Raw genomic sequence first — 22843 nt, 5'->3', positions numbered from 1 at the left:
TGGCCTCTTCAGTGGTGCAGCATGTGGACAACTCTGCCCGTGGGGGCCTCCCCACGGCATCCTCCAGAGGTCGCGGGATCACCCCCGCCGCTCGGCGGGGGTGCGGGTCCGTCGCAGGGCGGGGCCGGGTGACAGGGGGCGGAGTCGCGCAGCGCCGGGCGGTTCCGCGGGCTCGAACGGGTGCGTAGGAGAAAGGGGCGGCCGGTGATCCGTGTCGCTGTGGTGGACGACGAGCGGCTGGTCAGATCGGGACTGCGGATGATTCTGGGGACCGCCCCGGACATCGAGATGGTCGCGGACTGCAGTGGCGCCGAGGCCGTGGAGACCGTGTTGGGGTGCGCGGCCGAGGTCGTACTGCTCGACATCCGGATGCCGGACGTGGACGGGCTGACCGTACTGCGCCGGCTGCGCGCCGCCCCGGATCCGCCGGCCGTGGCGATGCTGACCACGTTCGACGCCCAGGAGTATCTGACCGCGGCGCTGCGCGAGGGCGCGGCCGGGTTTCTGCTCAAGGACTCCGATCCGGAGCAGCTGGTACGGGCCGTACGGACGTTGGCGGCGGGCGGCAGTGTGCTGGATCCGGGCGTGACCCGTGCGGTGATAGGCGGCTATCTCACGGCCGAGGACCAGGCGGCGGCCGCACGGGCGGTCAGCGGTCTGACGCCGCGCGAGTCGCAGGTGCTCGCCCTGCTCGGCGAGGGCCTGGGCAATGCCCAGATAGCCGACCGGATGGGGCTGGCCCCCAGTACGGTCAAGGACCATGTACGCGCCCTGCTGGGCAAATTGGGCGGTATCAATCGCATTCAGGCGGCCATCGTCGCCGATCGTGCGGGCCTGGTGGCGGGCGATCCTCGGGGGGCGTGGTGAGGGCCGGCGGCGGACGGGGGCGTCCGCGGGCGCTCGCGGAGAATGTGGTGGCGCGCGGGGCTGTGGCGTGGCGGGCGCTGGAGCGCGGGGCGTTGGGGCGGTGGTTGCGCAAGGTCGCTCCGGTGGTGGTGCCGGTGCTGCTGGCGATCGCCGACGCGGTGCTGGTCAACGGGCTGGAACTCGCCCTGGAGCTGGGAGTTTCGGTGGTCGCCGCGACGGCTCTGCTGCTGCGCCGACGCTTCCCGCTGCTGGTCTTCCTGTTCACCCTCCCCGGCCTGTACATCGGCTACATCTGGTTCGCGCCGATGATCGGGCTCTACACGCTGGCGGCGCGACGGCCCGGGCGGGCGCGGCTGGGCATCTGTGCGGTGCTGCTGATCGCCGCGCACTTCTTCCCGTATCCGATGTCCGACTTCGAGCTCACCGCGTACCGCGAGAACACCCTGGTGCTGATCGACGCCTGTGTCACCTCGGCCGCGCCGATCGCCCTGGGCCTGCTGGTGCGCACCCGCCGGGAACTCGCCTCCCGCGTGGAGGACCTGACCCGCAGCCTGCGCCGCGAGGACCGGCTGCTGGCGGACCGGGTCAAGACCACCGAACGCGCCCGGCTCGCCCGCGAGATGCATGACGTGGTGGCCCATCAGGTCAGCCTGATCAGCCTGCAGGCGGGGGCGGTGCAGGTCAGTACGGCCGACGAGGCGGCGCGCGCGGGTGCCAGGACGATTCGCGAACTGTCCGTGCGGACGCTGGAGGAGCTGCGGCACATGGTCGGCGTGCTGCGGGCGGACGGCGGCGAGGCGGCGGAGGCGCGTGGTCTGGCGCCCCAGCCGGACCTGGAGGAGCTGCCGCGGCTGATCGAGATGAGTGCGCTGGATGTGACGTACGAGCGCGGTGTGGTGGCCGGTGCGAGCGGCGCGAAGACCGTGGAGCGGGCCGCCTTCCGCACGGTCCAGGAGGCGCTGACCAACGTCCGTAAGCACGCGCCGGGGGCGCGGGTGCGGGTGCGGGTCGATCCGGTGGACACGGTGGACACGGTGGACACGGTCGGCGGGGAGCGCGGTGCGCGGACGGGTCCGGCGGGCGGTGCGGATGCGGGCCGTGCGGATACGGGCGGTGCGGATGCGGGCCGTGCGGCGCAGGGGCTGCGGGTGGAGATACGTAACGGGCCGCCCGACGCGACGGCGACGGCTCCCGCGCTTCCCGGGGGCGGCCACGGTCTGGTGGGGCTGCGCGAGCGCGCGCAGAGCCTCGGCGGGACGCTGGAGGCGCGGCACACCTCCGACGGCGGCTTCGTCGTACGGGCCGAATTCCCGTACGGAGCGGGATAGGACGGGCGGGGCAGGCGCACGGCGCGGGAGGGGCGCACCTCTGGTGCGTCCCGGCCGCGTCAGGCGGAGAGCGGGGCCGCGGCCTCGTCGACGGCGGTGTGCAGGTCCGGGTAGACCTCGAAGAGCCTGCGTACGCCCAGTGCGGCCAGCACCCGGTTGACGTGCGAGCCGTCGACGGCGCCCTGCGCGGGGAGGATCAGCCGCAGCCGCCCCTGACAGGAGCGCATCAGCCGGCGGGCGGCAATCAGCACGCCGACGCCACTGGAATCGCAGAACCGGACCTCGGAGAGGTCAAGTACGAGCGATCTCCGGCCGTCGGCCACCGCATCGTGCACATGCTGGCGCACCGCAGGCGACGTGACCAGGTCCATTTCGCCGGAGACCTGGAGTACGGCCCAGGGGCCCTGTTCGTCCTCTGCCACCTTCAACGACACGCGCTCGAAGCCTTTCGCTCGCTTTCGGACCGGATGTGTCCGGTTGCACCCGGAACCCATCCTTCCCCGGCTCGACTGCCCGGCCTCGATCCCCTGAAACTCTTCCGAATCCTTGGCGCATCCTTGCCGCAACAGGCCGTTCCCGACCAAGGCTATGCCCAGGAGGCGGCAGCTTTTCGCCGACACCTGGTCACACACGGATAACACATCGCCTCATACGGACACGAATGATCCGCATTGATCCGTTTCGATCGGGCATTACCACCACAAAGCGATGACTCCGACCACCGTACGACCGGCCACACAACGGGCGTTTCGCCGTCAGCCCTTACCATCCGCATCCCTCCCAGGGCGCGGTTTGCCGCAAAGGAGCGTCCGTTGTCGGACCCGCGCATTACATTCGATGGCACGGCGGGTTCTGTGGCCGGGTGCACGAATCTGGGCATGAGGGTGTGCAGGAGTGACTGCTGAGGTGTGAGCCCGAAGGCGACGGGCAGGGATGGAGGTCCCATGGGACACGACGCGCCACCGCGGTGGGACAGGCGGATGCAACAGCGGCTCGCCCACGGCGAGGCGGCCGCGCTCGGTGAGCTCTACGACCGCTTCGCCTCGCTCGTGCACAGCCTCGCCTACCGCGTCCTGGACGACGAGGACGCCGCCGACCGCATCACCCGCGAAGTGTTCAGCTACATCTGGGAACACCCGGATTCCTACGACCCCAAGCAGGGCCCGCTGCGCTCCTGGGTCGCCGGCATCACCCGTCATCAGGCCGTCCAGCGGCTGCGCCAGACCGAGGCCGCCTCGGCGCGCGACAGTGGGGCAAACGCCCCGGCGCCCGCCGAGATGGAGCAGAAGATCCTCGAAGCCTCCACCGCCGCCCGCGCCGACTACATCGTCACGTCCATGCCCGCGCCCCTGCGGGCCGCACTGGAGTTGGCGTACTTCCAGCGCCGGGACTACCGCCAGACCGCCGCCGACCTCGGCGTCACCGAGGACGAGGCCCGGCGCCGGCTGCGCCTGGGCCTGCAACTGCTGTCCACCGCCCACAACCACCAGGCCCTGCCGCCCACCCACCGCACCACGTACGCGTCGAGCGCGGTGCGCGCCACCCCTGCGGCGCCCCATACGTCACAGGCGCCGCACGCCCCTCGTGGACCGCGCCCGCCCCATGCGCACCACTCCGGCCCGGGGTCCGCCGCACCGCCCGGCCCGGGCCACGGACGGACGCTGTGAACGGCCCCGACAAGTGGGACGGCCGCGAGCTGCCCGGCGGCCCCGGTGAACGGCCGCGGATACCGTCTCCGCGCTCCGCGGCCGAGGACCACGGCCCACTCCCGGATGCCCCTCCGGCACCCGTCTGCGATCCGTCGAGCGGTTCAGGCGCAGTCGACTCCCCGCGCGAACCGGAAGCCGAGCCCGTGACCGCCCCCGCCACCGCCCCGCTCCCCCTGCCGGCTCCCGCCCCGCCGCACCGGATCCTCAAGTCACTGCTCGGCGCCTGGGCGCTGTCGGCCTGCTCGGCCGAGGAGACGGCCGCCGTCGAGGAGCATCTGACGGACTGCGCCTCCTGCGCGGACGAGGCGCTGCGGCTGCGCGGCGCCGTCGGTCTGCTGCACCCCGCCGACAGCCTCGATCTTGATCCGCTGTTGCGCTCCCGCGTGCTGGAGGGCTGCCTCGGCCGCCGTCCGGCCCGTATCCCGGTGCCCGAGTGGGCGGCTCCGTACGACGCGGAGACCGCCAAACTGGATGCGCTGCTGCGCGACATGGGCGAGGCGGAGTGGCGCGCTCCGGTGCGGCTGCGCTGGTTCGAGGGCGAGCGCCCGGTCGAGCGGGAGACCACCGTCGCCGGCGTCATGGGCCATCTGATGGCGGTGGACGGCCTGGTCGCGACGGCGCTCGGACTGCCCGACCCGCTCGGCACCGCCGCCCCGCCGGGTACCCCGAACCCCCTCATCCGCACGGAGACCCTGTGGCGCGCCGCGGACGAGGAGGAGAGCCCGCTCACCACACACGGACCGTGGCGCGACCAGAGCTACGCGCTGATAAGACAGGTGTCGTTCGCCGGCGGCAAGGTCGCCGAACTCTCCGTGCCGTACGGCGACTTCAGTCTCGCGCTGCGCGACTCGTTCCTGGACCGGGCCTTCGAGTGCTGGGTGCACGCCGGCGATATCGCGGAGGCCGTGGACTATCCGTACGAGGCCCCGGCCGCCGGGCATCTCCACCGGATGGTCGACCTCGCCGCGCGGCTGCTGCCCAGCGCGCTGGCCGACCGCCGGCGGGCCGGGCTCGCCTCGCCGCCGCAGCGGCTGGTCGAGGCGGGCGCCCCGGGCCGTACGCTCCATCTGGAGGTCGAGGGCAACGGCGGTGGCCATTGGTACATAGCGCTGGACTCGCCGGCCGCCCTCGGCACACCGGACCGCACCGTCGCGCATATCGCCCTGGACAGCGCCGAGTTCTGCCAGCTGGCCGCCGGCCACATCTCGCCGGAGGAGGCCGCCGCGGGCCAGCACGGCGAACGCGACGCGATCCGCGATGTGCTCTTCGCGACCGCGTCGCTCTCCCGCATCTGACCGCGGCCGGCGGCGGGATCGGCGCGGGCCTTACGCGAAGACGACCGTGCGGCTTCCGTTGAGCAGCACCCGGCGCTCGCTGTGCCACTTCACGGCGCGTGCCAGGGCCTGGCACTCGACATCCCGGCCGATCGCCACGAGCTGGTCCGGCGTGACCTCATGGCCGACGCGCTCGACCTCCTGCTCGATGATCGGGCCCTCGTCGAGGTCCGCGGTCACATAGTGCGCGGTGGCGCCGATGAGCTTCACTCCGCGGGCATGCGCCTGGTGGTAGGGCTTGGCGCCCTTGAAGCTCGGCAGGAAGGAGTGGTGGATGTTGATGATCCGGCCGGACAGCGCCTTGCACAGATCGTCGGAGAGCACCTGCATATAGCGGGCGAGAACCACCAGCTCGACGTTCTCCGCCTCCACCAGCTCCAGCAGCTGGGCCTCGGCCTGGGCCTTGGTGTCCCGGGTGACCGGAATGTGGTGGAAGGGGATGTCGTACGAGCCGACCAGCTCGGCGAAGTCGGTGTGGTTGGAGACCACGGCGGCGATCTCGATCGGCAGCGCGCCGATCCGGTAGCGGAAGAGCAGGTCGTTGAGGCAGTGCCCGAACTTGGACACCATCAGGACGACGCGCATCTTCTCGTCGGCCCGGTGGATCTGCCAGTCCATACCGAAGGAGTCGCCCACCGCCGCGAAGCTGGCCCGCAGCTTGTCGACGCTCACCGAGGTGTCCGCGGTGAAGTGGACCCGCATGAAGAACAGCTTGGTGTCCCGGTCGCCGAACTGCTGGCTGTCCTCGATGTTGCAGCCGGTGATGAAGAGGTAGCTGGACACGGCGTGCACGATCCCCTGCTTGTCCGGGCAGGACAGGGTGAGGACGTACTGATCGTTCTGACCGTTGCGATCGTGCTGACCGGGCTGGGTGGGCTGCGACTCGTTCATGACCTCATAGGGTCGCACACCTTCAGAGCAGGTCAGCCCCGGGTGTCCGGTCCCCCGGTCATGATGGCCAGCACCTCCAGCGAGCGGGGCACTGCGTCGGGGTCCTCGCCGTCCGCCGTCGTCATCCGCACATGGGCCTCACGGGCCGCCCGTACGGCGTCCGGCCAGCCCTGGTGCTCCATGTACGCGGCGACCGGGGCGTCCGGGCCGACCTGGTGCATGATCCGCAGCACCCGCAGAACGGCGGCATCGACGAGCTGTGCTTCCTCGGCGTCCCGGAAGATCGTGCCGATGTATTTGTCGGCGGACCAGTTGTCCAGCCAGGTGTCCTCGACGAGCCGGTAGACGGCGTCGGTGACATCTCCGTATCCGGGCCGGCCGGCCAGCCAGGTCTCCTGCTGGAAGGCGGGGTCGGAGAGCATGTGCAGCGCGGAGCGCACATTGCTGCGCCAGCGCCACCACGGCATGTCATTGAGTGGCATGCCGCCCATGGTGGTCGAGCGGCGGCCGCGACGGGAAGACTTCTCCGAACCTTGCACAGTATTCGATCGTACGTTCCTCGCGGATGATCTCGTGCGGCCCCCCGGAGTTCACTGCCACGTCACCATCCGTTACCCCGACGTCACTCGCCCGTTCCGGGCAAGACGGAAGGCTGCTGTGCCATGACCGGTCGGCGACGCTCCTCCCCCCGCCCCATCAAACGTGCTCCCGCGGTCGCGATCGCCTCGGCGGTGGCATGCGGGGCGGCCATAGCGTCACTGCTCTCGGCCTGCGGCTCCCTCCCCGGTTCGGGGGATTCCGGGGAGAAGGAGCCGGTCACGGTGATGACCTGGGCCCCCGAGGACACCAAGGCGACCAATATGCCGGGTATGCCGGCCATGGCGCAGGCGTACGCCCGCTGGGTCAACTCCCGGGGCGGCATCGGCGGCCACCGCCTGAGGGTGCTGACCTGCAACGAACGCAACGACTCGGTGGCCGCCGCGCAGTGCGCCCAGCGTGCGGTGGACAAGGGCGCGGTCGCCGTCGTCGGCTCGTACAGCCAGTTCGGCCGCTCGTTCATGTCGCCGCTGGAGGTCAAGGGCATCCCCTTCATCGGTGGTTACGGCGCCTCCGACGAGGAGTTCCAGAGCCCGCTGTCCTATCCGGTCAACGGCGGCCAGGCGTCCCTGCTCGCCGGGAACGGCCGCCAGTTGGCGGGCGACTGCACGAGCGTCGCGCTGGTCCGCCCGGACACCATCCAGGGCGACCAGATGCCCTCTCTCCTCAACTCCGGTCTGCAGAACGGCAGTCGGCGCCCGGCCAAGGACGTCAAGGCGCCCGAGGACGGCACCGACTACACGCCGCAGGTGACCCGCGCCCTGGACGCGGTGGGCGCCGACCCGGCCGTCTACGGCACGGCGAAGGCCGGCGGCAAGGCGGCCGGCTCCTGTGTCACCGCGTCCCTCGGCGACCACACGGATGCCTTCTTCGACTCGTTCCGGCGGCTCCAGGAGGACAGCCCCAAGGTGCGGGTCGCCTCCGTCCTCGGCAGCGTGGGCCAGTCACTGGTGACCCGTACGGGCGGCAGGTCCGGGCCGCTGGAAGGCGCGGAGATCACCGGCTGGTACCCGGTCGCGGATGATTCCCGCTGGAAGCCGATGCGCAAGGTCATCAACGACTTCGCCTTCGACGACAACCGCATCGACCCGGCCGACCAGGGCGTCCAGACGACCTGGATCGCCTACACCGTGCTGCGGGCCCTGATCGAGCAGCTCGACGAGGCGGGGGTCGAGGACATCACCTCGCACGAACTGCAGGCGGCGCTGGACCGCGGTGACCGTGCCATCGACACCGGCGGGCTCACCCCGAAGCTGCGCTGGCGCGAGGACGACATGCTCGCCGTCCAGGACTTCCCGCGCATAGTGAACGGGACGGTGACCTACCAGGTCGTACGGAACGGTGAGTTGGTCGCCGCCCAGGACGGCTTTGTGAACGTCACCAAGACCCTGGAGCGCCGGCACACGGACGGCTGAGCGGGGCGGGGCGGCCCGTCGCCGCCCGGCCCCTCCGCATGCTCCTGGCCCGGCTCCGGCTCAGAGCTGCTCGGGACGACGCTCCGTCAGCCCGTACTTCTGGGCGAGCGGGTTCCAGATCTGTGCCGCCTGCTTCTTGGCCAGCGTCGCCTGACCGCTGGCCGTATTGCCCTGGGCGGTCTGCCTGGTGAGCCGGGCCTTGCCCTTGTGGCAGCCCTTCTTGCCGCCGACCTGGCCGGCCCACGCCGCGTAGTGGTTGTCCGCGGCGGCCGAGGACTGCCAGGCCTTGGTCAGCGCCGCGGTCAGTTGGGCATTGTTCGGGATCTTGTCGACGGGCAGCTGCTGCAACCGCTTCACCAGGTCGTTGCGCTGCCCGGCCGCGGCGCGCAGATCCTTGGCCGCGCCGCCGAGGTTGTCGCAGGACTTGATGCTGTTGACGGCACTGATCACCGAGGAGCGGCTGTTGTTGCTGTCGCCCAGCAGCGCGTCCAGGCCCTTGGCCTGGGCCTCGGCCGGGTCGGTGGTCGGCTTCGGCTTCGTCGACTCCTTGGCCGCCTTCGTCGCGCCACTGCCGGAGTCCGGCTTCTTCGCGTTGTCCTCGCTGCTGCCGCCGCTCAGCGCCCAGCCGAGGCCGAGGCCGGCGCCCGCGAGCGCCACGACGATGATGCCGATGATCGCGGCCGGGGGGAGCCGCCGCCGGCGCCCGCCGTCGTCGTCATAGGAGTCGTAGGAGGGGGCCTGCTGGTCGTGGCCGCCGCCGGGCGGGAACTGCTGGCCGTAGCCCTGGCCCTGCGCCTGCCCGCCGTACGGGGGGCGGCCCGGGTCCTCGAAGCGGGGCAGCTGTGCGGTGGCGTCCGGTGCGCCCGGCTGGCCCGGCGCGGCCGGCCCGGCACGGAACAGGCCGTCGAACTCGGCGGGCGTGGGGCGGTCGCCGGGCACACCCGGGCGGATCCCGAACGGCGCGCCGGGCGGCGGGGACGGCACACCGCCGCCCACCGGCGCGATGAGCTGGGTGGCCTCGGCGTCGCCCGCGGCGTGGGTGCCGGGCATCGGCCCGGACTGCGGCATCGGCCGGCCCTGCGGATTGGCCTGCCCCGGCTTGATCGCGCGCAGCATGGTGGTGGACTCGTCGGGCGTCTCGGGCCGCGCGGCCGCCTCGGGGGGCAGCGGCGCGGCACCGGGGCCGCCGGGCTGTGCGTCGAAGGGGGGGATCAGCGTGGTGGCCTCGGCGTCGCCCGCGGCGGGCGGCAGCGGCGCAGCGGTCTGCGGGGTCGCCCGGACCAGCTCCCCGGACGGGCCCTGGGGCTGCTGCCCGTACTGCTGCTGTCCGTACTGCTGCGGGGACTGCTGGTGCTGCGGGGGCTGGGCCTGCGGGGGCTGCTGGGCCTGCTGGCCGTACGGCTGCTGCGCTCCGGCTGCGGCTCCGTAGGACTGCCCCTCGGGCGGCAGCGCGCCGGGTGCGCCCTGGCCGGGCTGCGCGCCGTAGGGGATGAGCGCCGTCGCCTCGGCCTCCGAGCCGGCCGGCGGCAGCGGTGCGGCGCCGTGCTGGGGCGCCTGCTGCGGCATCGACGGCGGCACGGGCGGCACCGGCGGCTGCCCCTGGGGGGCGTACCCCTGCGGCTGTCCCTGGCCGTAACCCTGCTGCTGGGCGGGCGGCTGGCCCTGGGCGGGCGGCTGCCCGTACGGCTGCTGGGGGGCGCCCTGCTGGCCCGGTCCCCAGGGCTGGCCCCAGGGCTGGCCGGCCGGCGGCGCGGCCTGCTGGTCGGGCACCCACGGGTCGCCGCCGTTGGAGGGCAGCACAATGCCCTCTCGCGCGGGACCGGCCGCAGAATCCTGCGGGTCGTGGCCCTGTCCGCTCTGCGTCACCGTGACTCCTACCAACGTGCAGACCTACGGAATCGTCGGCTGCACGCTACCGGTTCGCAGCAACGTTCGACCACGTCCCCAGGTCACCACCCCCGCCCGCCCCCTGAACGCACCGGGCGGGCCATGGTCACCGGCCCGCCCGGTGCGGTGCGACAAACCCGACGCCGTACGACAAAGCAGTCGGCGCCCCTGCCTGCGGCGTGAGTCACGCCACGGCGACCCGCAGCTCCAGCCGCGCACTGAACTCCCTTACCACCGGTTCCTCCCGATATGGCTCCAAACGCAGCTGAAAGTCCTCCAGATACTCCGTGCCCCGGTCCGAGCGCAGCCCGCCCAGCAGCTCCACCGCCTGGGTGCCCGTATGGCAGGCCTGCTCGACCTCGCGCTGCTGCACCTGGGCGCCGGCCAGCAGCAGCAGACCGATGGCGCGCCGCCGCGCCCGGTTCTCCGGATGCCCGTCCAGCGCCTCCTGCGCGCGCTGGCCGGCGGGCACCGGCTGCCCCAAGTCCCGGTGGCAGTGGGCGAGTTCATCGGCCAGATACGCCTGGTCGAAGTGGGCGATCCAGACCGGGTCGTCGCCCGCGTCGAGGGCCGCCTCGGCGCGCTCCATCGCCGCGACCGCCCGTCCGGCCACCACCTGGAAGGCGCGGCCGTCGCCCATCAGGGCGTGCCCGCGCGCCTCCGCCGCGCAGAACATCGCCTCGGCCCGTGGGGTGACATGTCCGCGGGCGCCTTCCTGTGCGGCGCGGGCGAGTTGGGCGATCTCCCGCGGGTTGCCGAGCGAGGCGGCGAGATGGCTCATGCTCGCGGCGAGTACGTAGCCGCCGTAGCCGCGGTCACCGGCGGCCTGGGCCAGCCGCAGCGCCTGGATGTAGTAGCGCTGCGCGAGGCCTGGCTGACCGGTGTCGACGGCCATATAGCCGCCCAGCTCCGTCAACCGGGCGACGGCCGCGAAGAGTTCACGCCCGACCGACTCGCGGTACGAGCCCGCGAGCAGCCCCGAGACGACGCTGTTGAGGTAGTGCACGACGACCGGTCTGACATGGCCGGCGCCGAAGCGGTGGTCGAGCTCGCTGAGCGCCGAGGTCATGGCGCGTACCGCCTCGACGTCCGAGATCCCGACCCGGGCGCCGGCGTTCCGGGCGACCTGGGTGTCCGCGCCGGTGATCAGCCAGTCGCGACTGGGCTCCACCAGCGCCGAGGCCGCGACCGTGGAGCCGCTGAGGAAGTCGCGCCGTCCGACATCGCTGCGCCACAGCTCACAGACCTGCTCGATGGCCCCGAGGACGGTCGGCGAGAACTGCAGCCCCACCCCGGACGCGAGGTTCTTGCCGTCGGCCATCCCGATCTCGTCGATGGTGACCGTACGCCCCAGCTTCCGCCCCAGCGCCTCCGCGATGACGGCCGGGGCGCGGCCGCGTGGCTGTTGTCCGCGCAGCCATCTGGCCACGGAGGTCTTGTCGTAACGCAGGTCGAGACCGTGTTCCGCACCGCACATGTTGACGCGGCGGGCGAGCCCCGCGTTGGAACAGGCGGCTTCCTGGATCAGCGCCTGCAGCCGTTCGTTGGGCTGCCTTGCGACGAGTGGCCTGGCGGCCATGCTTGTACCCCCTGAGTACTGCTGCGCGTTCACCGTCGAACGCCGTTCCTCGCGATCAATTCCCCGCGGATATCCCGGATATCCGAGAGATCCTTGATACGTGCAATACGAGGGATCGGAGCGATACGCGCTTTGCAGTGGATGCACAGATGTGAGCGATTTGGGCGATATCCGGTGCATCTTCGTGCGGCGCGCTCGTTCACGAGAAGTGGCCACGAGAAGCGAGGGTGCGGCGGTGCCCGTGCACGATCGCGGCGCCGCCGTGCAGGGCTCCCCCTCGATGCACCGCGGCCTGCCGCCGGGCGGCCTCTCCGCCCGTCACGCAGGTGGCTACCCGCTCGCAGGGCCCCACCCGCATACGCGCCCCCACCGGTGCACCCATGCGCCCCACGTGCGAGAACGATGCGCCGGGGACGTCATCCATTCGGCCGTAACCCTTGGTCACAAGGGGAGTTGTCATCTGCGTGGAAGAGACCATCAAAGTCACAGGAGCCCCGCAGATCCCCAAGCAGCGCGGCGAGCAGCTGCTCGAAACTGCGGTGCGTTACGCGGAAGAACGGCACTGGGACGTGTTCCCCGGCGCATGGCTGGAGCACGACGGCGAGACACAGCGCTGCTCGTGCAACGCCGCCGACTGCACTGCGCCCGGCGCGCACCCCATCGCGCCCGGCTGGGCCGGCCAGGCCACCGGCAGCGCGACCGCCGTCCGCCGTATGTGGAGCAAGCATCCGCGGTCCTCCATCCTGCTGCCGACGGGCCGGACGTTCGAGGCGCTCGATGTGCCCGAGACCGCCGGCTGCCTGGCGCTGGCCCGTATGGAGCGGATGGGGCTGGCGCTCGGCCCGGTCACCCGCACCCCCGACCGCCGGATGCTCTTCCTCGTCCTCCCCGGCGCCTCGGTGAAGGTCCCTGTTCTCGTACGGGGCCTGGGCTGGGCGCCGGCCGCCCTCGATCTGATCTGCCGCGGCGAGGGCGAGTACATCGCCGCCCCGCCGACCCGGGTGGGCGCGCACGGCTCGGTGCAGTGGGCGCGCCGCCCCACCGCCACCAACCGCTGGCTGCCGGACGCGGAGGAGCTGATCAGCCCGCTCGCGTACGCCTGCGCGCGGGACGCGGTGGCCGCCCGGGCACGCTGAGACCGGGCCGGGCCTTCCCGCTCGTCACCGAGGGGGTGCACCGCCCGGCGCCGTCCGGCACCCGCCGTATCGTGGGATGCCGGACGGGGGTCAGGACGGCCCCTGCGGGGACGTCGAAGGGCAGGACCGGTGGCAAACGAACCGGAACAGAACGAAGAGCGGGCCGAGTCGGCACCGCCGGAGCGCGCATCAGCCGCTTCCGTGGACGGGCCGGCCGCGGCCCCCGATGGTGCCGCGGCGGGCCCGCCCGCCGTACGTATCCAGGGGCTGTGGAAGAAGTTCGGCGAGCAGATCGCCGTCAATGGCATCGACCTGACGCTGCCCGCGGGCCGCTTCATCGGACTGGTCGGCCCCAATGGCGCGGGCAAGACCACCACCCTGTCCATGGTGACCGGCCTGCTGCGGCCGGACTCCGGGCTGGTCGAGATCGGCGGGCACGACGTCTGGCGCGACCCGGTGGCCGTCAAGTCCCGGATCGGCGTACTGCCCGAGGGGCTGCGGCTCTTCGAGCGGCTGTCGGGCCGTGAACTCCTCGGCTATATAGGGCGGTTGCGCGGCCTGCCGGGCGACGAGGTCGACAAGCGGGCCGGGCAGCTGCTGGACGTGCTCGATCTGTCGGGTTCGCAGCACAAGCTTGTCGTGGACTACTCGACCGGTATGCGCAAGAAGATCGGGCTGGCCGCGGCGCTGCTGCACAACCCCGAGATCCTCTTTCTCGACGAGCCCTTCGAGGGCGTCGACCCGGTGTCGGCGCAGACCATCCGCGGCGTACTGGAGCGCTACACCGCCTCCGGCGCGACCGTGATCTTCTCCAGCCATGTGATGGAGCTGGTCGAGTCGCTGTGCGACTGGGTCGCGGTGATGGCTGCCGGGCGGATCCGTGCGGACGGCCCGATCGCGCAGGTGCGCGGCGCGGCGCCCTCGCTGCAGGACGCCTTCCTGGAGCTCGTCGGCGCGAACGACCGCGGCGCGGGGCAGAGCCTGGACTGGCTGGGCGGTGGCGGCGCCCGATGAGCACCGAATCCGCCGCGGTGGCCCCGCGTCCGGCCGCCGTACCCTCCCCGACCGCCGTCTTCGTACGGCTGAAGCTGTCGCTGCTGCGCAACGGGCTGCGCCAGTCGACCGGGCGCACGCTGGCGTATATCGCCTCCGTCATCGTCGGCCTGCTGTTCGCCGCCGGTGCCGTGCTGGGGCTGATCGCGCTGCGCGGCAATGATCACGTCGGCGCGCTGGTCGTCCTGCTCACCGGGATCCTCACCCTGGGCTGGGCGGTGATGCCGCTGTTCTTCCCCACGGGTGACGAGACGCTGGACCCGACCCGGCTGGTGATGCTGCCGCTGCGGCCGCGCCCGCTGATCGTCTCGCTGCTGGTGGCCTCGCTCGTCGGCATCGGCCCGGTGGTCACCCTGGCGCTGATCACCGGCTCGGTGATCGCGGTCGCGCACGGGACGGCCGCCACGGTCGTCGGCGTACTGGCGGTCGTTCTGGTGGTGTTGGTATGCGTGTCGCTGGCGCGCGCGGTGGCCACCGCCTCGGTGCGGCTGCTGACCAGCCGCCGCGGCCGGGATCTGGCCGTACTGAGCGGCCTGTTCATCGCGATCGGTTCGCAGGGCGTCAATATCGCCGCCCAGAAGCTGGGGCGGCCGGACGGTCTGTCCGTACTGGAGCCGCTGGGGAACGTGCTGCGCTGGGTGCCACCGGCCTCGGCGGTCAGCGCCGTCGAGGACGCCGGCCACGGGGCGTACGGACGGGCAGCGGCCGGGCTGGCACTGACGGCACTGGCACTGGTCCTGCTGCTGTGGTGGTGGCAGCGCACCCTGACCGCCCTGATGACGTCCCCGGATTCCTCCACCCTCCAGGCGGTGGAGAAGGACAGCGCGCGCCGGGGCGGCAACGGCGAGCGGGGGCTCGCGCGCCTGCTGCCGGACGGACGTACCGGCACGGTCATGCTCCGTACGCTGCGCTACGCCTGGCGCGACCCCAAGTCGAAGATGGCGTGGGCGACCGCGCTCGGCGTCGGCCTGCTGGTGCCGGTCGTCTCGTCCGTACAGGGCAACGGCAGCATCTACACCGCGTTCTCGGCCTCCGCCCTGCTCGGGATGCAGATGTACAACCAGTTCGGGCAGGACACCTCGGCGTTCTGGATGGTCGCCTCGACGATCGCCACCCCACGGGACGCCTATCAGGAGCTGCGGGCCCGTGCGCTGACGCTGGCGATGGTGGCCGTTCCGTTCGTCACGCTGGTCGTCGTCGGCGCCGCGGCGTTCATCGGGCCGTGGTCGGACTTCCTGGAGGTGTACGGGCTCTCGCTGGCCGTGCTGGGCGCCCTGCTGGCCACCGGCGCGCTGTCGTCGGCGCTCTTCCCGTACTCGATCCCCTCGGAGGGCAACAAGAACGTCGCACCGGGGCAGGGCGCGATCGCGTGGTTCAGCCTCTTCGGCGGGCTTCTGATCGGCTCCGTACTGTGCGCACCGCTGCTGGCGCTGACCATCTGGCTCCATGTCGCCGGCCTGCACCACCTGTTGTGGCTGCTGCTGCCGGTCGGCGCGGTCTACGGCACCGGCATCGCGGAGCTGGGCCTGCGGCTCGCGGCACCCCGGGTGGCGCGGCGGCTGCCGGAGATTCTGGTGGCGGTCAGCAAGGGGTGAGGGGGCGCGCCGGGCGGGGTCCCTTCTGCGGCCCCGGCGGCATGCTGACGGGGCACCTACGCCGGTGGAGTCCATGGCGACCACCCGTCCCAGGTCCTCTTCGGACGCCGGCCTGGGCGGGTGGGGCGATGATGAATCCGGGACATGACCGTGCTCGGAAAGGGCCGAAAAGAGGCCGCCGCGAAGAGCGGCCGTCGTCGGCCCCTTCCTTCAGTCTCAGGGTTCGCGAAAGTAGCCGACGCTCGCGAGACGGCTGTTCTTCGAGATGTAGCCCGTCGCCCCGGGCTTCAGGATCTCCTGGGGACGTTCGTGCGGCTCGCACTTCGAGTCGGCCCAGAAGCCGATGATGACGTCGGTGTAGTTCTGGACCTTTGACGAGGAGCCGTGGAGCCTGATGCAGCCGAGGTCGAGGTAGGGCTTGTCGTTGATCACGATGGCTCCCCCTGCCGCCTGGGCGGGGAGCGCGAGTGGGAAGGCGAGGATGCCGACGGCCGCCATGGCGGTTCCGAAGACGCGGCGCATACGTGTCCTTTGTCTGGTGTCTCGGCTGGTTGGGGTTGAGCCGTGAAGCCGCCTGTTGGCAGGTTCACGCCTCCATCCTGTGCCAAGCGGATCACTGCGACCATCGTTTTCAGGTCATCTGCACGGTGTGGCCGAACTCGCTCCGGACGAGGGCAAAAGGTCCACGGAGCAGAAGCTCGCGGCGGCACCAACCCCGTGGCGGCCTCACTGTGCTGCTGCCGACGGCCGAGAGGCTGGTGCGCCGATATCGGTGTGGCTACAGCATCTTGCAGCCGCTTGTGCGCCGCGGGGAAATAGAGCCCAGGCTTCCCAAGAGCAGCCCAGGCCTGCCCGGCGGATCAGGACCTCGTCGTGAGGTTATCCACAGGCTGCACCGGCCGGTGCGCGGTGGCGGTAGCGTCGTCGTGACGAGGTGAACGAGGGGTGGTGGGGGCGGTGCTGCGCGCCGGAATGGTGTTGGTGACGGGATGGTTGGCGGTGCTGTTCTGTGCCGGGGTGGTGCAGGCCGCGCCGGCCGGCCCCGACGGGCCGACGCAGACCGCCTACCTCGCCGAGCAGCTTCGGAGAAACCCGGTCTACATCAGCGACCAGATCCCGCGTGAGGCCCCCCGGTCGACCGCGCCGGCATTCGCCGCAGAGGCCGAGCGGCTGGGCGTTCCCACCTATGTGATGGTGCTGCCGCACACCTCCTACAGCGCCGAGGCGTCCGGTCTGCTCGCCGGTGTCCATGACCGGCTGGGGCGCAAGGGCCTGTATATCGCCGTGAGCGACATGGGTCTGGACGCGGTGCAGACCTTCGGCGTGAGCGTGCCCGGGGCCGCCGACGCGAGCACGGCGACGCTGTACGAGCTGCCGTACGACGCCACCCCGCGCGAGGCGTTGCGGCACTTCGTCGACGTGCTCACCTCGGGGCAGGCGCATCAGCGCGCCGAGGAGGCACGGGCGCAGTACTCGGACACCGATGACGAGCCGCCCGGGCTGCACACCGACGACACCGAGCGCGAGAACCAGAGCTTTGTGACGGGCATCGCGGTCACCGGAATCCCGCTCACCGCGCTGCTGATCACGGTGTATGCGCTCCAGCGGCGCCGGGTGCGGCGGGCCGCGGCGGCGGGCGGCTTTGTGGCCGTACCGGGGGCGCGGAGTGGACAGAAGGGGAAGGGAGCCGGGGGCCAGAAGGCGGCCGGCGGGAAGAAGGGGCGCGCCGGACAACAGGCGGGCGGTCCCGGGCCGTTCCCTCGCGCCCGGTTGCTGCCCCTGCTGGTGGGTGCCGGGGTGCTGGGCTGGCTGGTCGCCTTCACCGCGTCCCAGGTCTTCGACGACACCACCAGCGGCGACGGCTCCCGCCCCACGGCCGCCGATATGCGGGCCCGGATCGATCGGGTGGCCGACGGGCTGCGCCGCAATCCGCTCTATCTCGATCCGGAGAGCCCTCCCGCGCTGGACACCGCCGAGCGCGCCCATCTGCGCAAACGGCTGCGCGCGCTGGACGTTCCGGTGGTGATCGCCGCCGTGTCCAGTTCGATCGACGACGAGTCCGGTGGCAGCAAGGACGTGCTGGCCGAGGCGCTGCACGAGCGGCTGCACCACAAGGTGCTCATCGTGTTCGCCGACCCGACGTCCGGCAGGATCGAGATCGTCAACTACGGCACCTGCGTGGACGAGATGTACCTCATCGACCGCCCGCGCAACCTCGACTACATCTCATCCGCCGACCTCGAACTCGGCGCCCGTCTGGACCAGCTGCTGACGTACCTCAGCAAGTCACCGCCGGCCAAGACGGCCAATGAGCCCTATGACCCGCCGCCCGCCCCCGACCCCGTCGAGGAGAAGGCGCTGCCCGGCCTGTTCACCGGGGACTACGAACCGGGGCTGCTCATCGGCACCTTCGCCGCGGGCCTGGTCTTCGGGCTGGTGGCGGCGGTGTGCGCCCTCGTCCGCCGGATTGCCCGCCGCAGACGGCCGGCGGCCGACGGACCGGGCGGCGCCGCGGTCCCCAAGGCGCCGGAGCAACCCTCGCTGTCGTGGCTGCGGCGCACCGCCCGGCAGGACCTCGACACCCTCACCGCCGCCCTGGAGCCGGCGGCGTCGCTGCCCGAGGAGTCCCGACTCCGGGCATGGGAGTGCCTGGACGCCGCCGCGCTGCTGATCGACGGCGACAGCGACGGCCGGATCGACGCCGATGCCACACCCGTCGGCCTCGCCTGTGCCATCGTGCTGGCTCGCGCCGGACGCACCGCGATCGACGAGCCGGCCGCCGTGCAGCACGTCTGCCATCGCAATCCGCTGCACGGCGCGGCCCGCAAGCGCGCACAGATACGGCCTGACGGCGGTGGCCGGGCGCGGTCGCTGCCGGTGTGCGAGGCATGCCGGGCGACGCCGGGTGCGGTGCTGCGGCTGCGCTCCTCGGCAAGCGCCGGGCGCGGTGCGTACGCCCCGTACCCCACTCTGCCCGGACCGCTGGCCGCGCTCGGCGACGGCGCCGGAATCGATCAACTCACCCGCGATGTACGGGAGTACTTCGGTGTTCACTGACCCGCGCCGCCGGCTGCGGACCGCCCTCGCCCTCGGCGCCTCGTCCGTTGCGCTGCTGTTCTGCGCCGCGGCGCCCGGGGCGGCCGCCGAGAGTCCGGGGCAGAAGATCGCCGATGCGCTGCGCCGCTCCCCCGTCTATGTCGACCCGTCCCTCGCCTCGGCCGTCGACGCGGGCGAGCAGCGGAAGTTGGTCAGCCAGATCCGGCAGACCCGGCTGCCGATCCGTGTGGCGCTGGTGCCGCTGGTCGAGGGCGACAGCTGGGGCGGCAAGCCGGAGCAGCTCGCCGAGGTGGTCCATGACCGGATGGGCGGCGGCCCGTCCATCCTCATCACGCTCGGGACCCATCCCGACGACATCGCGGCCCGCGAATGGCCGTCGGGCGCCCATCAGGCGATGCACGCCGCGGCCGCGGTCTTCTTCCAGGACGACATGAAGGGCGCGGGGCCGGCGAGGCGCGTCTCGCGCGCGATCGGCATCATCAAGGCGGGCAACGGCGACAAGGTGTACGAGAAGGTCACCGCGCACCTCCAGGACGACCGGCCGGACAAGACGGCCTCGGCCTCCTCGTCCCCCTCCCACAGCTCCCCGCTCGTCCGGATCCTGTCGCTCGTCGTCGGGCCGGTGCTGCTGCTGGCCGCGGTCGGGCTGCTGCTGCGGCGCCGCTCGCGGCTGCGCGATCTCTCGACGCCGTTCGCGCTGCCGCGCTCGGTCTTCGCCGCCGCCCGGAAGGCCGATGAGGCCGGGCTCCGTGACCGTGCCACCGAAGAGGTCGTCCGGCTGGGCGAGGAGGCGCGCGCCGCACAGGGCGACCCGACGGCCATCGAGCGGGCGCTCGACGCCTACGCCGCGGCCGGCACGGTCCTGGACCGGGCGCAGGGAGTCGCCGATCTGGCGGGGGTGTTCGCGCTGATCGCGGAGGGCCGGGCGGCCCTCTCCAAGGCCCCGGTCACGCTCCCGCTCTGCTTCTTCCACCCGCTGCACGGGCCCGCCGTCCGCCGCATACCGTGGCGCCCGTTGGGCCGCCGCGAGCAGCTGCGGGTGGCCGGCTGCGAGACCTGCATCCGCGCGATACGCAGCCGGCGCGCCCCCGAGGTGCTCACCGACCGGCAGGCGGGCCGCCCGGTCCCCTACTTCGAGGTTCCCGCCGAGGACAGTCTCTGGGCGGCCACCGGCTATGGCTCGCTGCTCGGCGGCGACGGCGACTCCCTCGCCGGGCGGGTCCAGCGCGGCGACTTCACGCGCACGCTGGACTGACGGGCGGGCGCCTCAGACGGCGGGCAGCGCGTAGATCTCGTCGCCGTGGGTGGCCAGCAGCCGCCGGCCGGAGGCGACGACATGCCACTGCTCCTCGATTCCGGCGTTGTCGTTGTAGTTCCAACGGGCCTTGCCGGTCTTCGGGTCCAGCGCGAAGATGCCGCCGCCATCGTCGTACGACGCGCCGTAGAGGGCCTCGCCGACCAGCACGAATTCGGTCGGCGCCCGGTGCGCCCCGGCGTCCTCGCACAGCCAGAGCTTCTTCCCCCGTACCGGATCGACGGCCCAGACCCCGCCGCTGTGGTCGGCCACGTAGAGCACCTGGCCGACCACCATGGGCTGGTAGAAGCTCAGCCGGCCGCCGGTCGACATCGACCAGTCGGGCTTGCCGTTGTCGAGGTGCACCGCCCGCAGTCGGTCGCCGCCCAGGAAAATCCGCCGGGCGTGCACGGCCGGGCGCCAGGCGATGTCGTCGCCGATCTTCTTCGTCCACAGCTGGCGGCCGTTCGCCGCGTCGCGCACGGTGACATTGCGACGGCTGTCGGTGTAGACGAGCCGGCCGTCCACCGCGACGCCTTCGAGGTCGTAGTCCATGGTGCCCTTGTCCCGCGGCTTCTGCCATTCCGGCTTGCCGGTACGGATGTTGAGGGCGGCGATCGCGGTGAGATGGACCGTGGTGTCCTTGGTGCGCACGGACGCGATGACATAGATCCGGTGCTCGTCCGCGGCGAGGATGTGCTCGACGGTCAGGGCGCCGTTGAGCCTGCTGCGCCAGACCTCCTTGCCGGTGTCCGGGTCGAGGCCGATGACATCGCCGTCGTACTCGGTGCTGACGAAGAAGAGGGTGCCGGCCGCGAGGATCAGCGGGGCGCCGGGGGGCGCGACCTCCTTACGCGTCCATTTCGCCTTGCCGGTGAGGGCGTGCCGGGCGACCAGCGGGTCACCGCTGATCAGCAGCAGGCCGTTGTGCGCCAGCAGCGGCTGATCGCTGCTGAGGGTGTCGGTCTCGGCGGTGCGGTGCCACAGGACCTGGGGGGCGGTCCCGGGAGGCGGTGTACTGAACCGCTCCTGCTGCGCGCCGCCCGGCTCCTGCCCGTCGGCGGCCGCGCCCTTGCCGTCGCCCCGGTCCTTGTCCTTGCCCCCGAGCATCCAGATCCCGGCCCCGCCGACGGCCGCCACACCGGCCGCGGCACCCGCCGCGAGCCCGAGGAAACGACGGCGGGAGGGGGCGGGGGCGTCGGCGGCAGCGGAAGCGACGGTGGAAGCGGAAGCGACCGTGACGGGGGCCGTGGGCGCGCCCGGCGGTGGTGTCGCGCCGGAGGGTACATACGTCGGCACATACCCGTCGCCGGGCGGCGTCCCGCCCGGCGACGGAGCGGGTGTGCCCGAAGCGGCTGCCGGGGCCGGGGTGCCGTGTCCCGGGGCCGGGGTGCCGTGTCCCGGGGCCGGGGTGCCGTACGCCGGGCTCGACGTGCCGTATCCCGGTGCCGACGGCGGCGCCCCGTGCCCCGGCACCGCCGCCGTCCCCTGCTCCGGCGTCTCCAGGTCCAGAATGCGCGCGGCGTGCGTGGCGATGGTGGAAGCGACCGCGCCCGGCAGCCAGTTGGTGAAGACCGCGCCGGTGCCCTGCGGCGCCAGCGCCTCCGACACCTGCTGGGGCGTGGGGCGTCGGGCCGGATCGCGGTCGAGGCAGGCGGTGAGCAGGCCGAGCAGGCTCTCGGGGACGCCAGTGAGGTCCGGCTCGCCGTGTACGACCTGGTAGAGGACGGCGGCCGGGGTGGTGTCGCCGTATGCGGTACGGCCGGTGGAGGCGTAGGCGAGCACCGCACCGAGCGCGAAGATGTCGCCGGCCGTGCCGACCGCCTGCCCGAGCGCCTGCTCCGGCGGGATATAGCCGGGCGAGCCGACGACCACGCCGGTCTGGGTCATCCGGTCGCCGTCGACGGCGCGCGCGATACCGAAGTCGATCACCCGCGGGCCGTCGGCGGCCAGCAGCACATTGGACGGCTTGAGGTCGCGGTGCACCAGGCCGACGGAGTGGATCTCGGTGAGCGCTACGGCCAGCCCGGCGCCGAGGGCGCGCACGCTGTGTTCCGGCAACGCCCCGTGTCCGTCGACCACTTCGGTCAGCGAGGGGCCGAGCACGAAGGCGGTGGCGAGCCAGGGCAGCGCGGCTTCCGTGTCGGCGTCGACGACGGGTGCCGTGTAGCGGCCGGACACCGCCCGGGCTATCTCGACCTCCTGCCGGAACCGCCCCCGGAACGCGGTGTCCTGCGCCAGATCCGGCCGTACGACCTTCACCGCTACCGTGCGCCCGCCGGTCGACCGGGCCAGATACACCCGGCCCATGCCCCCGGCACCGATCCGGCCCAACAGACGGTACGACCCGAGGGCTTGCGGGTCGTCCGGTAGCAAGGGGTCCATCACGGGCCTTTCCCATCGAGCGAACGGACAGTGCATCGTAGCGTCGCCCCTTTTCGGCAACTCCGTCGGTATACCGCGCATACGGCGCGCATACGGCGCATATGGCGCCCAAATACCGCATGATGAGCGGCCGCTGCATCGCTTTTCATCTTGAGGAATTTACTAACGTTCAATCAATAGCGCTGACTTCGTTCCGCAATTGGACAACTCGCCGGACGGATGCGCCCCACGGTCGTTTCGCGAAATTACTGCGAAATCCCCCCGGCGGGGCACTGTGGCCGCCACCTCAGCTTCTTCGGCACAGCTGAATGCACATGATGCCCGCTGCCGCATTGGCACCGACCCCGACCGCTTGCGGCGCCGGCAAGGACTCGGCCGGCGCCAAGGATGACAAGAAGCGCAATGCCGCCGACGCGCCCAAGACGGAAAGAATCCGGCGGGTCAGGCGGACGACGGTGAACTGAAGGCTGGTCAGAGCGATACGTGGTCAGCTCAAGGAAGACAGCAGGAAAGTCAGCTACGAGATCGTCGCGCAGAACCGATCCGCGTGCGAGCTTGGCCGAGGCCAAGAAACTGCTCGGCTGTGAGAGCCCCCCTCGATCGAGATCGAGAACCGGAAAGTGGGCCAGAGCAACTCGCCATTCATCTGGAAGTTCGACAACGCCGGCCGAGCCGACGGTACGTCGGCCGCGCGCCACGGCCCGTTGTGGAGCCGT

At 72.0% G+C, this 22843-nt stretch carries 16 protein-coding genes and 1 pseudogene; 10 read left to right on the top strand and 7 right to left on the bottom strand.

Annotated elements, in window-relative coordinates; genetic code table 11:
- The first annotated feature begins 204 nt into the window (after positions 1-204).
- Entirely contained in the window at positions 205-867 is a 663-nt protein-coding gene (locus DY245_RS41575) for a response regulator (RefSeq protein ID WP_128512306.1), read from the top strand.
- Between the two features lie 47 nt (positions 868-914).
- Complete coding sequence (locus DY245_RS41570; RefSeq protein WP_244943590.1) at positions 915-2195, top strand: sensor histidine kinase; 1281 nt, start codon at positions 915-917, stop codon at positions 2193-2195.
- Positions 2196-2254: 59 nt separating this feature from the next.
- On the opposite strand, the gene DY245_RS41565 is transcribed toward DY245_RS41570, so the two are convergent.
- On the bottom strand, positions 2255-2629 hold the full coding sequence (locus tag DY245_RS41565) for an STAS domain-containing protein (RefSeq protein ID WP_026169623.1): 375 nt from the start codon (positions 2627-2629) through the stop codon (positions 2255-2257).
- A gap of 510 nt (positions 2630-3139) precedes the next feature.
- Between DY245_RS41565 and DY245_RS41560 the strand changes: the two are divergent.
- Both DY245_RS41560 and DY245_RS41555 read left to right on the top strand, forming a co-directional pair.
- A pseudogene (locus DY245_RS41560) lies at positions 3140-3694 on the top strand (sigma-70 family RNA polymerase sigma factor); the annotation flags it as partial.
- 164 nt (positions 3695-3858) lie between these two features.
- Positions 3859-5199, top strand: a complete 1341-nt coding sequence (locus DY245_RS41555; RefSeq protein ID WP_128512304.1) for a zf-HC2 domain-containing protein — start codon at positions 3859-3861, stop codon at positions 5197-5199.
- Positions 5200-5229: 30 nt separating this feature from the next.
- On the opposite strand, the gene purU is transcribed toward DY245_RS41555, so the two are convergent.
- Together purU and DY245_RS41545 are read right to left on the bottom strand one after the other, a co-directional pair.
- A complete protein-coding gene (gene purU, locus DY245_RS41550) occupies positions 5230-6129 on the bottom strand; it encodes a formyltetrahydrofolate deformylase (RefSeq protein ID WP_128512303.1) in 900 nt (299 codons plus the stop codon).
- Between the two features lie 32 nt (positions 6130-6161).
- Positions 6162-6620: an SCO4402 family protein gene (locus DY245_RS41545; protein WP_128512302.1), complete on the bottom strand. Its 459-nt coding sequence runs from the start codon at positions 6618-6620 to the stop codon at positions 6162-6164.
- Positions 6621-6791: 171 nt separating this feature from the next.
- On the opposite strand from DY245_RS41545, the gene DY245_RS41535 reads away from it, so the two are divergent.
- The gene (locus DY245_RS41535; RefSeq protein WP_128512300.1) at positions 6792-8141 is read left to right on the top strand and encodes an ABC transporter substrate-binding protein; all 1350 of its coding nucleotides are present in this window, start codon (positions 6792-6794) and stop codon (positions 8139-8141) included.
- A 60-nt stretch (positions 8142-8201) separates the two neighbouring features.
- Here the strand turns inward: DY245_RS41535 and DY245_RS41530 are convergent, their stop codons facing one another.
- Together DY245_RS41530 and DY245_RS41525 are read right to left on the bottom strand one after the other, a co-directional pair.
- Complete coding sequence (locus tag DY245_RS41530; protein WP_425329519.1) at positions 8202-10007, bottom strand: hypothetical protein; 1806 nt, start codon at positions 10005-10007, stop codon at positions 8202-8204.
- Between the two features lie 205 nt (positions 10008-10212).
- On the bottom strand, positions 10213-11607 hold the full coding sequence (locus DY245_RS41525) for an NsdA family TPR-like regulatory protein (protein WP_128512299.1): 1395 nt from the start codon (positions 11605-11607) through the stop codon (positions 10213-10215).
- A gap of 464 nt (positions 11608-12071) precedes the next feature.
- Between DY245_RS41525 and DY245_RS41520 the strand changes: the two genes are divergently transcribed.
- From DY245_RS41520 to DY245_RS41510, 3 genes are all read left to right on the top strand, one after another.
- On the top strand, positions 12072-12743 hold the full coding sequence (locus DY245_RS41520; protein WP_128512298.1) for a bifunctional DNA primase/polymerase: 672 nt from the start codon (positions 12072-12074) through the stop codon (positions 12741-12743).
- A gap of 129 nt (positions 12744-12872) precedes the next feature.
- On the top strand, positions 12873-13757 hold the full coding sequence (locus DY245_RS41515; protein ID WP_425329518.1) for an ABC transporter ATP-binding protein: 885 nt from the start codon (positions 12873-12875) through the stop codon (positions 13755-13757).
- The gene (locus DY245_RS41510) at positions 13754-15391 is read left to right on the top strand and encodes a transporter (RefSeq protein WP_128512297.1); all 1638 of its coding nucleotides are present in this window, start codon (positions 13754-13756) and stop codon (positions 15389-15391) included. Before DY245_RS41515 ends, DY245_RS41510 begins: the two co-directional genes overlap by 4 nt.
- Before the next feature lie 216 nt (positions 15392-15607).
- On the opposite strand, the gene DY245_RS41505 is transcribed toward DY245_RS41510, so the two are convergent.
- The gene (locus tag DY245_RS41505) at positions 15608-15913 is read right to left on the bottom strand and encodes a hypothetical protein (RefSeq protein ID WP_128512296.1); all 306 of its coding nucleotides are present in this window, start codon (positions 15911-15913) and stop codon (positions 15608-15610) included.
- Between the two features lie 423 nt (positions 15914-16336).
- Between DY245_RS41505 and DY245_RS41500 the strand changes: the two genes are divergently transcribed.
- Both DY245_RS41500 and DY245_RS41495 read left to right on the top strand, forming a co-directional pair.
- Positions 16337-18448, top strand: a complete 2112-nt coding sequence (locus DY245_RS41500; protein ID WP_244943589.1) for a hypothetical protein — start codon at positions 16337-16339, stop codon at positions 18446-18448.
- Positions 18420-19703, top strand: a complete 1284-nt coding sequence (locus tag DY245_RS41495) for a hypothetical protein (protein ID WP_128512295.1) — start codon at positions 18420-18422, stop codon at positions 19701-19703. The genes DY245_RS41500 and DY245_RS41495 overlap by 29 nt, the downstream gene beginning before the upstream one ends.
- Positions 19704-19715: 12 nt before the next feature.
- Here DY245_RS41495 and DY245_RS41490 read toward each other — a convergent pair whose 3' ends face one another.
- Entirely contained in the window at positions 19716-22127 is a 2412-nt protein-coding gene (locus DY245_RS41490; RefSeq protein WP_128512311.1) for a serine/threonine-protein kinase, read from the bottom strand.
- Positions 22128-22843: the final 716 nt, after the last annotated feature.

Source organism: Streptomyces inhibens, from assembly GCF_003389455.1.
Classification (GTDB): Bacteria; Actinomycetota; Actinomycetes; order Streptomycetales; family Streptomycetaceae; genus Streptomyces; species Streptomyces inhibens.
The sequence above is the reverse complement of the archived record's forward strand: the minus strand, read 5'-3'. Positions and strand labels throughout refer to the sequence as shown.